This window comes from Thauera sp. GDN1 (assembly GCF_029223545.1).
Classification (GTDB): Bacteria; Pseudomonadota; Gammaproteobacteria; order Burkholderiales; family Rhodocyclaceae; genus Thauera.
In genome coordinates, this window is the sequence record NZ_CP097870.1 from 3,781,729 (window position 1) to 3,795,823 (window position 14,095).

General features: G+C 71.0%; 13 protein-coding genes. 5 read left to right on the forward strand and 8 right to left on the reverse strand.

What is annotated here, in order from left to right; all coding sequences use genetic code 11:
- Window positions 1-47: 47 nt before the first annotated feature.
- From CKCBHOJB_RS17530 to gdhA, 5 genes are all read right to left on the reverse strand, one after another.
- Window positions 48-1,025, reverse strand: a complete 978-nt coding sequence (locus CKCBHOJB_RS17530) for a branched-chain amino acid ABC transporter permease (protein WP_281049949.1) — start codon at window positions 1,023-1,025, stop codon at window positions 48-50.
- Window positions 1,022-1,897 carry a branched-chain amino acid ABC transporter permease gene (locus tag CKCBHOJB_RS17535; protein ID WP_281049950.1) on the reverse strand — a complete coding sequence of 292 codons (876 nt, stop codon included), beginning with the start codon at window positions 1,895-1,897 and terminating at the stop codon, window positions 1,022-1,024. Before CKCBHOJB_RS17535 ends, CKCBHOJB_RS17530 begins: the two co-directional genes overlap by 4 nt.
- A 151-nt stretch (window positions 1,898-2,048) precedes the next feature.
- Window positions 2,049-4,214, reverse strand: a complete 2,166-nt coding sequence (locus CKCBHOJB_RS17540; RefSeq protein ID WP_281049951.1) for a hypothetical protein — start codon at window positions 4,212-4,214, stop codon at window positions 2,049-2,051.
- Between the two features lie 124 nt (window positions 4,215-4,338).
- Window positions 4,339-4,980 carry an MBL fold metallo-hydrolase gene (locus CKCBHOJB_RS17545; RefSeq protein WP_281049952.1) on the reverse strand — a complete coding sequence of 214 codons (642 nt, stop codon included), beginning with the start codon at window positions 4,978-4,980 and terminating at the stop codon, window positions 4,339-4,341.
- A 163-nt stretch (window positions 4,981-5,143) separates the two neighbouring features.
- Window positions 5,144-6,487, reverse strand: coding sequence for an NADP-specific glutamate dehydrogenase (gene gdhA, locus CKCBHOJB_RS17550; RefSeq protein ID WP_281049953.1), 1,344 nt, complete (start codon window positions 6,485-6,487; stop codon window positions 5,144-5,146).
- Between the two features lie 294 nt (window positions 6,488-6,781).
- On the opposite strand from gdhA, the gene lysM reads away from it, so the two are divergent.
- The 3 genes from lysM (at window position 6,782) to CKCBHOJB_RS17565 (ending at window position 9,089) form a co-directional block, all read left to right on the forward strand.
- The gene (gene lysM / locus CKCBHOJB_RS17555; protein ID WP_281049954.1) at window positions 6,782-7,252 is read left to right on the forward strand and encodes a peptidoglycan-binding protein LysM; all 471 of its coding nucleotides are present in this window, start codon (window positions 6,782-6,784) and stop codon (window positions 7,250-7,252) included.
- An 87-nt stretch (window positions 7,253-7,339) separates the two neighbouring features.
- Entirely contained in the window at window positions 7,340-7,762 is a 423-nt protein-coding gene (locus tag CKCBHOJB_RS17560; protein WP_281049955.1) for a thioesterase family protein, read from the forward strand.
- Between the two features lie 52 nt (window positions 7,763-7,814).
- Window positions 7,815-9,089 carry a TIGR03862 family flavoprotein gene (locus CKCBHOJB_RS17565; RefSeq protein ID WP_281051722.1) on the forward strand — a complete coding sequence of 425 codons (1,275 nt, stop codon included), beginning with the start codon at window positions 7,815-7,817 and terminating at the stop codon, window positions 9,087-9,089.
- On the opposite strand, the gene CKCBHOJB_RS17570 is transcribed toward CKCBHOJB_RS17565, so the two are convergent.
- Window positions 9,055-9,522, reverse strand: a complete 468-nt coding sequence (locus tag CKCBHOJB_RS17570; protein WP_281049956.1) for a winged helix-turn-helix transcriptional regulator — start codon at window positions 9,520-9,522, stop codon at window positions 9,055-9,057. The two genes, CKCBHOJB_RS17565 and CKCBHOJB_RS17570, sit on opposite strands and share 35 nt — an antisense overlap.
- A gap of 133 nt (window positions 9,523-9,655) precedes the next feature.
- On the opposite strand from CKCBHOJB_RS17570, the gene CKCBHOJB_RS17575 reads away from it, so the two are divergent.
- Together CKCBHOJB_RS17575 and alr are read left to right on the forward strand one after the other, a co-directional pair.
- Complete coding sequence (locus CKCBHOJB_RS17575; RefSeq protein WP_281049957.1) at window positions 9,656-10,987, forward strand: D-amino acid dehydrogenase; 1,332 nt, start codon at window positions 9,656-9,658, stop codon at window positions 10,985-10,987.
- Window positions 10,988-11,150: 163 nt separating this feature from the next.
- Entirely contained in the window at window positions 11,151-12,212 is a 1,062-nt protein-coding gene (alr, locus tag CKCBHOJB_RS17580; protein ID WP_281049958.1) for an alanine racemase, read from the forward strand.
- A gap of 123 nt (window positions 12,213-12,335) precedes the next feature.
- Here alr and ccmI read toward each other — a convergent pair whose 3' ends face one another.
- The gene (gene ccmI, locus CKCBHOJB_RS17585; protein ID WP_281049959.1) at window positions 12,336-13,562 is read right to left on the reverse strand and encodes a c-type cytochrome biogenesis protein CcmI; all 1,227 of its coding nucleotides are present in this window, start codon (window positions 13,560-13,562) and stop codon (window positions 12,336-12,338) included.
- Window positions 13,559-14,095, reverse strand: coding sequence for a cytochrome c-type biogenesis protein (locus CKCBHOJB_RS17590; protein WP_281051723.1), 537 nt, complete (start codon window positions 14,093-14,095; stop codon window positions 13,559-13,561). The genes ccmI and CKCBHOJB_RS17590 overlap by 4 nt, the downstream gene beginning before the upstream one ends.

Here is a 14,095-nt window from a genome sequence, read left to right on the forward strand (position 1 = left end):
CGGCTGCTGCAACGCAAAATTCAAGCGCGGCAGGCGCGCAGACGCACTCAATTCCTTCCGGCCAGGCCCGCGGGCCGCAGCAGCACGACGGCCACGATCACCGCACCGAACAGCACGAGCTCGAGCCCTGCCGCACGCGCCCAGTCGCCGGGCAGCTGGTCGCGCGCCACCGCGATCAGCTGCGGGATCACGACGATCACCAGCGCGCCCCAGGCCGCGCCGGCCAGGCGCCGCGCGCCGCCGATGAAGGCCAGCATCAGCAGCTCGAAGGAGAACACCAGCCCGAACTGCTCCGGGCTGACGAAACCGATCCAGTGCGCATAGAGCGCACCAGCCAGCCCGGACAGCGCGCCACCGACGACGAAGGCCTGCATCTTCACCGCGGCGGGGGCGATGCCGCAGGCGGCGGCGGCCACCTCGTCGTCGCGCACCGCGCGCCAGGCGCGGCCGTGGCGCGAGCGCAGCAGGCGACGGCAGGCGAAGGCGGCGGCGGCGAAGGCGAGCACGCTCACCAGCGCCTGTGCCAGGGTCGAACCCGCACGCCAGCCGAAGATCGAGAACGCCCCCACCGTCATCCCCGCGGCGCCGTGCGTCCACGCCTCGGCGCGCACCAGGGCCTCCTCGACGATCAGCGCGAAGGCGAGCGTGCTCATGCCGAAGTAGAGCCCGCCCAGCCGGCGCGCGGGCAAGCTCGCCAGCGCGCCGCCGAGCGCACCCGCCGCCACTCCGGCCGGCAGCGCCAGCAGCGGCGGCAGGCCACGGGCCACGAGCACGGCCTGGGCATAGGCGCCGAGCGCCACCAGCGCCGCCTGGCCGAGCGCGATCTGCCCCGCCTGGCCTACCACGATCACCACGCCGAGGCCGGCGATCGCGTAGGTCGCCACCAGGGTCGCCTTGCCGAGCGCGTAATCGGCGCCGAGCACGGCGACGGCGAGCGCCAGGATCAGCGCCCAAGGCAGCAGGCTGCGCAGCGCACCCGGCAGCCTTGCGCCAGCCGCCTTGCCCTCACCCGGCAACCCGATCATGCCCCGCTCCGCCCGCCGCGACGCGCGCCCAGGCCCTGCGGGAAGAGCAGCAGCGCCGCCATCAGCAGCGCATAGGGCACGACGTCCTTGACGCCTTCGGGCAGCGCCAGGCCGGCGAGGGCCTCGATGACGCCGAGCAGCACCCCCGCCAGCAGCGCCCCCGGCAGGCTGGTGAGCCCGCCCAGCACCGCGGCAGGAAAGGCCTTCAGCGCGATCAGGCCCATGTTCAGATGCACGAAGGTCACCGGCGCCAGCAGCAGCCCGGCACAGGCCGCGAGCGCGGCGCCGAGCGCCCACGCCAGCGTGTGCATGCGCGCCACCGGCACGCCCATCAGCGCGGCGACGCGCGCGTCTTCGGAGCAGGCGCGCAGGGCGAGTCCGACGCGGGTGTAGCGGAAGAAGGCGGCGAGCAGCGCGGCGAGCACCACCGTCGCCAGCGTCACCCACAGATGGCTGGCGGCCAGCACCAGCGGCCCGAGGGCGATGGTGTCCGCGGCGAAGGGCAGCCGGTGCACCTCCTGCGCCGCGGCGGGCACCGAGGCGACGCCGCCGCGCATCATCATCCCCAGGCCGAAGGTCAGCAGCACCGCGACCAGGTGCGGCTGGCCGAGCGCGCGGCGCAGCACCGCGCGTTCCAGTCCGGCGCCGAGCACGCCGACCGCCACCACCGCGACCGCGGCGGCGGCCAGCAGCGGCATCCCCACCTGCAGGTGCAGGCCGAGCGCGGCAAAGGCGCCCACCATCAGCAGGTCGCCCTGCATGAAGCTGACCGTCTCGGTGGCCTTGTAGATCAGCACGAAGGACAGCGCGACCAGGCCGTAGACACAGCCGGTCGCGACGCCACTGAGCAGGACCTGAAGGACGGAAAGCATAGGGGCGCAAGGATAGCCGATCGCGCTCCGGGGCGGCCCCGGGGGCGTTCCGGACACACATGAAGAAGGGCCGGTTCGCGAGCAGGAGGCGAATGCCCCTGTCCGCGAACCGGCCCCCGTACCGACCGGGAATCGGCCCGGCGCCCTGCGCTCAGCCGAGGAAACGGTCGAGGAAGCCCTGCCGCCACAGCACGACGGCGATCACGACCACGATCAGCAGGAACAGCCAGGTCCCCCAGGGGGTTTCCTTCTCCGCGTACGGGTCGGACAGCGAACGCGCCGCGCCGGGCGGCAGCGCGGCCACACCGGTGAGCGCGCCGCCGAAGGGGATATTGATGCGCGCACGGGTATTCACCGCCCAGCCGTTGGCGTCGAGCAGCGGACCGAGGTTGCGCTGGCGCAGCTTGAGCCAGGCGAGCAGCATCGACGGGCCGGAGATCAGCACCACGATGCCGACGATGACCAGCGGCATCTGCCAGGCCGGCAGCGACAGGAAGCCCGACACCACGGCCGCCAGCGCGGTGCCCAATGCGCCGAGGGCGAGGCCGATGGCGGCGAAGATACCGGCGAACTTGGCGATGTCGAAAGGTGCCGCGGGTGCCGTAGCCGCGGCGGCGGGGGCTTCGACCTTGGCACCGGCATCGGCCACGCCGGCCGCGGCCTTGGCGTCGACCGCCTGGTCGCGCGCGGCAGCGAACTTGTGGATCTGGTCGCCGATCATGCGGCCGATGCGCTTGTACGGCGACCAGAAGGCCTGCCGTACGCTGATCGGCGCTTCCACGACCTTGACCACGCTGGCGTTCCAGTCGCGACCCAAGCGGTCGTAGAACACGCCGTTGCGGCCCGGGACCATCATCTCGTCGGCGTCACCGCCGGTCATCGCGGCGACGATGGTCATCGGCGCCTCGCCCTGGCGCGCGCACTCGCAATACACCAGGTAGGTGCCCGACAGCGGTGCGAGCGCGGCGTGGCGACCCATGTCGGCCACCCGCAGGCAGAGCTCGCAGCTGCGCTGGTCGAGGTAGAGGGTGCCGGCCTGGAAGATGGCCTTCTCGTGACGGCCGTAGAAATCGCTGAGGGTGACGAAGTTGCGCAACAGCTTCACGAGGTCGCGGTTGTAGCGCGTCAGGCGCTCGAGCGCATCGACCTGGTCGGCTGCGGTTTCCGCGCCCAGATCCTGCTGGATCAGGGCCTCGAGCGCGGCACGGGTGCCGCCGGAGAGCAGCGCGCGCAGCTCGGCGATGTCCGTCGCGGCGAGCGGGTTGGCCGGCTTGGTCCCCATCCAGGCGCGGTAGGCGGCGAAGCGCGCGGCGAGATCCTGCCACTCGGCATGGGAGAGTTCGTCGCGCTCGCCGAGGACGGGCCTGACCACCTCGTCGCGCAGCGCAGCGATCCCTGCTTCCCAGGCCGGATTGAGGCCGGCGCGCAAGGGCAGGCCACGGCCGGCGCCGACCAGGGCCAGCGGCAGCGCGGCGACGCCCTCGGCATCGGTGCCGAGCGCCTGCACCGCCAGGCCGGCATAGGTGGTGTCGGCCGGATTCAGGGCGGCCGCGGCGCGCTCGTCGAAGGCCGCCAGGCGGCAGCGGGTGAAGTAGTCATCGACCTTGGCGCTCACCGCGTCGAACACGGCCGCGGCGGCCGCGGTGCCCGCGCCCAGCGGCAGCACGGTGGCGGCGTCGGCCTCGGCCTGGGCGTACCAGTCGGAGATGGCCTGGGCGGCGGCGAAGAAGGCGGTCACCCGCTCCTGGTCCACGCCGGGCTTGCCGCTGCGGTCCTCGGCGGCGCCGAAGCCGTCGATGATGAGCGCGATCGTGCGCGCGAGCTCGGCGTCGGTGGCGAGCTCGGCGGGGACGATCCCGTCGCCGTTGAAGTGCTCGGGCGCGAACAGGCGGGTAGTGTCGGCGACATCGGCGACGCCGACCGCGTCCGCATCCGCCTTGCCGACGTAGTCGAGCACCTTCCTCGCGGTCGCCAGCAGCTTCGCGCCTTCCGGGTGATCGGCGTCGATCGCGGCCAGCGGCAGGCCGTCGACGCCGCGGAACAGCACCTCGGGATCCTTGAGCACCGCGCACGCCCACTGCGTCGCGGCGAGGATCTCGGGCACACGGATGCGGCCGTCACCGTCGCCGTCGAGCAGCTGCAGCGTGCGGGTGTCGAACTCCAGGCCGGAGGTCGGGCAGGCGAGCACCGACCACAGCTTCTGGTCCAGTTCGCCAAGGTGGCGGAGGTCATCGACGGTCTCGATGCGGACCTGGTCGAAGCCCCCCGAGCGGAAGAACCGCCACTGGTAGCCCTTCTTGTTCTTCTCGCTGTTCATTGCATGCTCCCTGTCTGAAAAACCCCCGCACGCACGGGCATCGGCACTCACTCGGGAATATTGCGCCGGAATCGGACGGGGAACAATCGTCGGCCCGGCGAAGTTGCCGATGACGGCCAGCCGCTCAGCCGTAGGCGCCGACGAAGGGGTTGCTGTCGCGCTCCTCGCCGAAGGTCGAGGTGGGGCCGTGGCCGGGGATGAAGGTGATGTCGTCGCCGAGCGGGAACAGCTTCTCGCGGATCGAGCGGATCAGGGTCTGGTGGTCGCCGCGCGGGAAGTCGGTGCGGCCGATGGAGCCGGCGAACAGCACGTCGCCGACGATCGCCAGGCGCGCCGCCTCATCGAAGAAGACGACGTGGCCGGGGGTGTGGCCGGGGGTGTGGATGACCTTCAGCACGACCTCGCCGACCGTCACCGTGTCGCCGTCGTGCAGCCAGCGGTCGGGCTCGAAGGACTCGACGTCGGGGAAGCCGAACATCTTGCTCTGCTGCGGCATGCCCTCGATCCAGAAGCGGTCTTCCTCCTGCGGTCCCTCGACCGGCACGCCGAGCGCGCGCGCCAGCTTCGCGGTGCCGCCGGCGTGGTCGATGTGGCCGTGGGTGATCAGGATCTTCTCCACGCTCACGCCCAGCTCCGCCACCGCGGCGAGGATGCGCTCGACGTCGCCGCCGGGATCGACCACGGCGGCCTTCTTCGTGCGCTCGCACCACAGGATGCTGCAGTTCTGCTGGAAGGGGGTGACGGGGACGATGGTGGCCTGGATCATCGGAAGCGCTCCTGAGGATGTGGATTCGGCGCGCAGTTTAGCCGACGGGCGGATACCCGTCCGGCGCGTGAACGTGGAAGCGGGCTTGCCCGCGAAGCAGCGCTCGATCAGAGGCCGATTCGCGGGCAAGCCCGCTTCCACTGCTGCTACCGACGAAGAGCGATCAGACCACGCCCTGGGCCAGCATGGCCTCGGCGACCTTGACGAAGCCGGCGACGTTGGCACCGTCGGCGTAGCTGACGCTGCCGTCCTCGCGCTGGCCGTACTTCAGGCAGGCGGCGTGGATGCCGAGCATGATCTCCTTCAGACGGGCATCGACCTCGTCGCGGGTCCACGACATGCGCATCGCGTTCTGGCTCATCTCCAGGCCGGAGGTGGCCACGCCACCGGCGTTGGAGGCCTTGCCCGGCGCGTACAGCACGCCGTTGTGCTCGAAGATCTTCACGGCTTCGGCGGTGCTCGGCATGTTGGCGCCCTCGGCCACGGCGATCACGCCGTTCTTGACCAGGGTGGCGGCGTCGTTGCCGTCGAGTTCGTTCTGGGTCGCGCACGGCAGGGCGACGTCGACCGGCACGTGCCACGGGCGCACGCCCGGCTCGAAGCGGGCGCCGACGCGCTCGGCGTACTCGGAGACGCGGCCGTAGTAGTGGTTCTTGATCTCCATGAGGAGGGCGAGCTTCTCGGGGGTGAAGCCGGCCTCGTCGATCACGGTGCCGCTCGAGTCCGAGCAGGTGATCGGCTTGGCGCCGAGCTGCATCAGCTTCTCGATCGCGAACTGGGCGACGTTGCCCGAACCCGACACGGAGACGCGCAGGCCCTTGAAGTCGCGGCCGGCGTGCTCGAGCATCGCGTTGGCGAAGTAGACGGTGCCGTAGCCGGTCGATTCCGGACGGATCAGCGAACCGCCGAAGGACAGGCCCTTGCCTGTGAACACGCAGGCGGCGTTGTTCGACAGCTTCTTCATCATGCCGGCCATGAAGCCGACCTCGCGGCCGCCCACGCCGATGTCGCCGGCGGGCACGTCGGTGTCGGGACCGACGTGGCGATAGAGCTCGCTGATGAAGGCCTGGCAGAAGCGCATCACTTCACCCGGGCTGCGGCCCTTGGGATCGAAGTCGGAACCGCCCTTGCCGCCGCCCATCGGCAGCGTGGTGAGCGCGTTCTTGAAGGTCTGCTCGAAGGCGAGGAACTTCAGGATCGACAGGTTCACCGAGGGATGGAAGCGCAGGCCGCCCTTGTAGGGGCCGATCGCCGAGCTGTGCTGGATGCGGTAGCCGCGGTTGACCTGGACATCACCCTTGTCGTCGACCCAGGACACGCGGAACATGATCACGCGTTCGGGTTCGATCAGTCGGTCGAGGAGCGCATTCTCGGCGTAGCGTTTGTTGGCCGAAATGAAGGGCCACAGGCTCTCCATGACCTCGCTGACCGCCTGCAGAAACTCGGGCTGGCCAGGATTGCGTTGTTCGACGTAGGCCAGAAACTCCTCGAGGGACTGATATTTCATGATGTTGGACCCATGGATTGATTGACGACAAGAAAAGTGAGCACACGCGCGCACGCGATGGCCTCGGGATTAACCGAGGCCATCGCGTGATTGCGCATAATTGTGCATCAGATTCACCGTTCCGGTGCATGATTTTCGGCAAAACCATCCGCACCATGACAAGCACCTAAGCGCGCACTAATTCCGTGCCTGCTGACACCGGGGAACGAGGCCGGCGCCGCGCCCCGGGCGCATGGACCGCACCGACGCAAGCGTTTATGCTGGACGCGAGATTTCACACGACAGGAGGTTCAGATGGGTCTGTTCGCATTCATCAAGGAAGCCGGCGAAAAGCTCTTCGGCACAGGCGAAGCCAAGGCTGCCGACCCGGCGACCGCCAACGCGACGGCCGCGGAAGCGATCCACAACTACATCGTCGCCCTCAAGCTCGCGCCGCCCGACCTCGGTGTCAGCTTCGACGGCGCCCGCTCGCTGGTCACCGTTACCGGCACCGCGCCGGACCAGGCCACGCGCGAGAAGATCCTGCTCGCCGCCGGCAACGTCGCCGGCGTCGCCGAGGTGGAGAACAAGCTGTCGGTCGCCCGCAAAGAACCGGAGGCGCAGTTCCACACCGTGGTGCGCGGCGACACCCTGTCGGCGATCGCGAAGAAGTTCTACGGCGACGCCAACAAGTACCCGGCGATCTTCGAGGCCAACAAGCCGATGCTGAGCCACCCGGACAAGATCTATCCGGGACAGGTGCTGCGCATTCCGTCGCAAGGCTGAGCGGCACGCGGCTTGCCCCCTGCAGGCCCGGGCTATTACGCTCGGGCCTTTCCTTTTCTCAAGCCCGCGCTCGACGCCGCCCTGCCCATGGCCCGCATCAGGATCGACCTGCCCGAACGCTTCGCCTTCAGCACCGCCATCCCGCTGCTGATCTCCCACATCAACTACGGCAACCACCTCGACAACGCGCAGCTGCTGGGCGTGGTGTCCGAGGCCCGCCTGCGCTTCCTGAAGTCGATGGGCTACTCCGAGCTCGACGTCGAGGGCGTAGGCATCATCGTCGCCGATGCCGCCCTGCAATACCGCTCGGAGGCCTTCCACGGCGAGAGCATGAAGGTCGACATGGCGGCCACCGACTTCGGCGAGTTCGGCTGCGACCTGGTGTGGCGCATGGCGGAGGCCGACAGCGGCCGCGAAGTCGCCCGCGGCAAGACCGGCATCGTGTTCTTCGACTACCGCGAACGGCGCAAGGTGCCGGTGCCGGCAGGTTTTCGTGCGCGCTTCGGCTGAGCCCGCCGACACGGCGCAGGCCTGCGTGATCGGCGGCGGCCCCGCCGGCCTGATGGCGGCGGAGGTGCTCGCCGCAGCCGGGCTGCGGGTCACCGTGTTCGACGCCATGCCTTCGGTCGGGCGCAAGTTCCTGCTCGCCGGCCGCGGCGGACTCAACCTGACCCACAGCGAGGCGCGCGAGGCCTTCCTCGGCCGCTACGGCGCCCGCCGCCCGCAACTCGCACCGATGCTCGCGGCCTTCGGGCCCGAGGGCCTGCGCGAGTGGGCGCACGGGCTCGGCATCGAGACCTTCGTCGGCAGCTCCAGCCGGGTCTTTCCCACCGAGATGAAGGCCGCGCCGCTGCTGCGCGCCTGGCTCGCGCGCCTGCGTGCGGCGGGGGTGCAGTTCGCCGTGCGCCATCGCTGGCGCGGCTGGGCGTCGCCGCCGCAGTCCGCAGGCGGCCACGCACTGCTGTTCGACACCCCCGCCGGCGAACGCATCGTGCATGCCGACGCGGTAGTGCTGGCGCTCGGCGGCGGCAGCTGGGCGAAGCTCGGCTCCGATGGGGCCTGGGTGCCGCTGCTGCGCGCGGCAGGCATCGAGGTCGCCGAGCTGTTGCCGGCGAACTGCGGCTTCGACGTCGGCCGCCGCGCGGACGATGGGCAGGGCGCGCGCCTCCCCGGCTGGAGCGCCCACTTCGCCGAGCGCTTCCGCGGCCAGCCGCTGAAGTCGGTCCTCGCCCGCTTCACCGCCGCCGACGGCACGGTGCACGAGCGCGCCGGCGAATGCCTGATCTCGGCCACCGGCATCGAAGGCGGCCTGATCTATGCACTTTCGGCGCCGCTGCGCGACACGATCGTGGCTCAGGGCACTGCCACCCTGCATCTCGACCTCGCCCCGGGGCGCAACCTGGAGCGCCTCGCCGCCGAACTCGCCCGTCCGCGCGGCAGCCGTTCGCTGGCCAGCCACCTGCAGAGCCAGGCCGGGATCAAGGGCGTCAAGGCCGGACTGCTGCGCGAATGCCTGGCGAAGGCCGACTTCGCCGACCCCGCCCGCCTCGCCGCCGGGATCAAGTCCCTGCCGCTGACCCTGGTCGCCACCCGGCCGCTGGACGAGGCGATCAGCAGCGCCGGCGGGGTGCGCTTCGCGGCGGTGGACGCGCACCTGATGCTGCGCGCGCGCCCGGGCGTATTCATCGCCGGCGAGATGCTCGACTGGGAAGCACCCACCGGCGGCTACCTGCTCACCGCCTGCTTCGCCAGCGGCCTTGCCGCCGGCCGCGGCGCGCTGCACTGGCTGGGCGATGCACCGCTCACACCTGCGGCGGCAGGTACAGGCTCTCCTTGACCTCCTCCATCACCACGTAGCTGCGCGACTCGGTCGCCGACGGCAGCTTGAGCAGGATGTTGCCGAGCAGGCGCCGGTAGTCGCTCATCTCGGAGATGCGCGCCTTGATCAGGTAGTCGAAGTCGCCGGACACCAGGTGGCATTCCATGACCTCGGGCACGAAGGCGAGCTCCTTCTTGACGCGCTCGAAGGTGTCGTTCGACTTCGCAGCCAGCTTCAACTCCACGAACACCAGCAGCGGCCGGCCGAGCGCGCGCGGATCGACCCGCGCGTGATAGCCGGTGATCACCCCCTCGCGCTCCAGGCGGCGCACGCGCTCGGTACACGGCGTCGCCGACAGGCCGATGCGCTGGGCGAGCTCGGTCATCGACAGGCGCCCGTCCTTCTGCAGGAAATCGAGGATCTTCAGGTCGATACGGTCGAGTTCGCGCATTTCACTACGCTCCGGGCAAGGCAGCAGACAAAGAAGTATTTTTCACTATCTGACAGCTTTAACTAAGTGAAAACGCCTGCTGATTGATCAATAAACTGCCGCAATTCCATCGCATTTTACCCGGAGACCTGAAATGCACGTGATCGTACTCGGCAGCGGCGTGATCGGCACCACCACGGCCTGGTATCTGGCCCGGCGCGGCGCGCAAGTGACCGTGATCGACCGCCAGCCCGGCGCGGCGCTGGAAACGAGCTACGCCAACGCCGGCCAGGTCTCCCCCGGCTACTCGACGCCCTGGGCCGCGCCCGGCATCCCGCTCAAGGCACTGAAGTGGCTGTTCCAGCGCCATGCGCCGCTCGCCATCCGCGCCGACGGCAGCCTGTACCAGCTGCGCTGGATGGCGCAGATGCTGGCCAACTGCACCAGCGCGCGCTACATGGTCAACAAGGAGCGCATGATGCGCGTCTCCGAGTACGCCCGCGACTGCCTGCGCGCACTGCGCGCCGAGACCGGCATCGGCTACGAGGAGCGCAGCCGCGGCACTCTGCAGCTGTTCCGCACCCAGGCCCAGCTCGACGCCGCCGCACGCGACATCGCGGTGCTGGAGGAATGCGGCGTACCCTACGAGCTTCTGACCGGCGAGGCGCTGGCACGCGCCGAACCGGCGCTCGCCCGCCGCCCCGGCACGCTCGCCGGCGGCCTGCGCCTGCCCAACGACGAGACCGGCGACTGCCAGCTGTTCACCACCCGCCTCGCCGAACTCGCCCGCGCCGCGGGCGTGGAGTTCCGCTTCGACGTCCAGGTGCGCGAGCTGCTGCGCAGCGGCGGCCACATCGGCGGCGTGCGCATCGCAGGCAAGACTCCCGCTGTGGCGGACGAGGTGCTGACGGCCGATCGTTACGTGCTCGCCTTCGGCAGCTACTCGCGCCCGATGGCGGCCAGCCTCGGACTGGACCTGCCGGTGTATCCGGTCAAGGGTTACTCGCTGACCGTGCCCCTGGTCGATGCCGATGCGGCACCGGTGTCCACCGTGCTCGACGAGACCTACAAGGTCGCGGTGACACGCTTCGACGACCGCATCCGCGTCGGCGGCATGGCCGAGCTGGCCGGCTTCGACCTGCGCCTCGACCCGCGCCGGCGCGAGACCCTGGAAATGGTGGTCGGCGACCTCTTCCCCGGCGGCGGCGACCTCGAACGCGCCGAGTTCTGGACCGGTCTGCGCCCGATGACGCCCGATTCCACCCCGATCATCGGCGCCACGCCCTACCCCGAGCTGTTCCTCAACACCGGCCACGGCACCCTGGGCTGGACCATGTCCTGCGGCGCCGGCCAGCTCGTCGCCGACCTGGTGACCGGCCACCCGCCGGCGATCCGCCACGACGATCTCGGCCTGGTGCGCTACGCGCGCGCGGCCACCGTGTCGACGCGGGCACCTGTCCGCCAGCAGCCGCTCGGCACGGCCTGAGGGCCGGGCATCCACAAGCCCCGCGGCGCCTCGCGAGTTGCGGCGCGGGGAGATCCCGGGACGCCCCGCGCCCAGGCCGCGGAAACGCGCGCCGCGCCCGCGCGCATTGCAGCCGCGGCGCTTTCGCCGCACCATTTCGCCTCCCCGTTTTCCGGACATCGCCATGCGTCCCGCCCGTGCCCTGATCGACCTCGCCGCCCTGCGCCACAACTACCGTCTCGCCCGCCGGCTGCACGGCGGCCGCGCGCTGGCGGTGGTCAAGGCCAATGCCTACGGCCACGGTGCGGTGCGCTGCGCGCAGGCGCTCGCCGGGGAGGCCGACGGCTTCGCGGTGGCCTTCCTGGAGGAAGCGCTCGAGCTGCGCGCCGCCGGCCTGCGGCAGCCGATCCTGCTGCTCGAAGGCGTGTTCGCGGCCGAGGAGCTGGCCGAGGTCGCCCGCCACGGGCTATGGACCGTGATCCATCACGAGGCGCAGATCGAGATGCTCGAGCGTACCCCGCTCGCGGCACCGATCCACGTCTGGCTGAAGATCAACAGCGGCATGAACCGCGCCGGCTTCCTGCCTGCCGCGGTGGAGCCCGTCTGGCAGCGCCTGCAGGCGAGCGGCAAGGTCGCCGACATCACGCTGATGACCCACTTCGCGCGCGCCGACGAGCCGCAGGTGATCACCACCGAAGAACAGGTGGCGCGCTTCGACGCCGCCACCGCGCACCTGCCCGGTGCACGCAGTCTCTCCAACTCGGGCGCGATCCTCGGCTGGCCGCGGGCGCACCGCGACTGGGCGCGACCGGGCATCCTGCTCTACGGCGCCGATCCGATGCCGGAGGAGAAGCACGTGCTGCAGCCGGTGATGACGCTGGAGAGCGCGGTGATGGCGGTGCGCGAGATCGGCACCGGCGAGGCGCTGGGCTACGGCGGGCGCTTCGTCGCCGGGCGCCCGACCCGCGTCGGCCTGGTGGCGATGGGCTATGCCGACGGCTATCCGCGCGTGGTGCCGGACGGCACGCCGGTCGCTGTGGATGGACGGCCGGCGCGCATCATCGGCCGGGTGTCGATGGACATGCTGACGGTGGACCTCAGCGAGCTGCCGGACGCGGGCATCGGCAGCCGCGTCGAGCTGTGGGGGCGGCAGGTGGCGGTGAACCGGGTGGCGCAGGCCGCGGGCACGATCGCCTACGAACTGCTGTGCAACGTCAAGCGGGTGCGCTTCAGCTACAGCGACTGAGAGCTGCCGCGCGCAGCGGAAACGGACGGCGAAGCCCGCTCGGCGGCCTCCGCCCCCGGCGTACGACGGCACTGACCGCCACCGGATCACGCTGACCCCGGGCGGACGAGCCTGCAGGCGTCCTCAGTCGCGGACGCGGTCGATGACCAGTTTCACCCCGCTGGCGTCGGCGGCCACCGGCACACTCGCGCCTTCGAGGTCACCCGCACGTGCGCTGGCGTCCCCACCCTTGGCGACGCGGGCGGCGATCACCACGCGCTCCGGCACCGGCGCGTCACCCATCATCATCGTCGCGCCGCTGAAGCTGAAGTCCAGCGGCAGCTCGCTGCCCTTGAAGCGCAGCGCCGCCAGCGGCGGGCCGCCGGCCTCGCCGCGCACGAACACGAACACCGCATCTTCCGCCGCGACCTTGGGGCCGAGGGCGGCATCGACTTCGAGCCGGCCGGACACGGTCAGCGCCTTGGAGGCCGCCACCGGCGCAGCGCCCTCGCCGTCGGCGAGCGGCGGCATGCCGGCCTTCGCGCGCGCGTCGTTGATGCTGGCGCGCACGCCTTGCGCGACCTGGTCGCCAGGCGGGATCTGGGCGAGGATGCGCTCCCACAGCGCGGCGGCGGCGGCGAAGTCGTCGCGCTGGTAGGCCGCGGTCCCCGCCAGCGCGAGCGCCTTGGGATGGGTGGGGGCGGCTTCGAGCGCGCGCTTGGCCAGCGCCTCGGCCTCGCCGACCACCGAGTCGTGGATCGCGGCGGTCGCATCGGCCCAGTCGGAGAGCACGTCCGGGTCGTTCGGCGTCAGCTTGTCGAGGCGCGCGTAGGCGGCGGCAGCCTTGGGGTAGTCCTGCAGCACCATGTAGGTGCGCGCGAGCATGGTCCAGCCCTCGGCGTTTTCGGGCTCCTGCTCCAGGCGCTGGACCAGGGTGCCGACCATCTCCTCGACCTGCTCGCGGGTGAAGCCCTGCTGGCCCTCGATGTTCTTCGGGTCGAGCGCATCCGGCTCGCCGATCATCAGGTAGCCGGCGATGGCCAGCGCCGGCACGGTCAGCACCATGCCGACCGCCCATCCGCGGCTGGGGCGCACGTCGGCCGCTTCGGCGGCCTCGGCGGCGGCCTCGCCCTCCTCGAGCGCGCGCCGTTCCAGCTCCTCGCGGCTCTTGGCGTGGCTCGCGGCGTCGATCTGCCCGGAGGCGAGTTCGGCGTCGAGTTCGGCGAGCTGCTCGCGCAGCACGGTCAGCGCCATCGTGCTCTGCCGTGCCGCCTCGCGCCGGCGGCGGGCGCCCACGCCGAGCAACGGCGGCAGGATCAATAGCAGGGCACCGGCCAGCAGCAGGCCGGCAAAAATGATGAACGCGGTCACGAACGAGACTCCGGAGATTCAGATTGGGCAGCGCCCGCGGCGCCACCTTCGAGCAGGGCACGGGCACGGGCGCGGTCGGCTGCCGACAGGCCCTGCTCCGCAGCCGCTTCCTCGCGCCGGCGGCGCAGGCGGAAGGCGAGCCAGGCTGCGCCGCCCACCAGCAGGGCGACCGGGCCCAGCCACAGCAGCACGGTGACGGCCTTGAACGGCGGCTCGTAGAGGACGAAATCGCCGTAGCGATCGACCAGGTAGTCGATCACGTCGTCCTTGGTCTTGCCCGCGGCCAGCTGCTCGCGCACCTGGTTGCGCAGATCAACCGCCAGCGGGGCGTTGGATTCGGCGATCGACTGGTTCTGGCACACCAGGCAGCGCAGCTTGTGCGCCAGCTCCATGGTGTCGGCCTCGAGCGCGGGGTTGGCGGCGACGGTGGGGGCGAGCGCGGGATCGGCAGCGGGCGCGGTGTCCGCCCAGGCCGGACCGCCGAGGGCGACACTCGCCGCCACGGCGCCCGTGAGCGCCGCACGGCGCAGCAT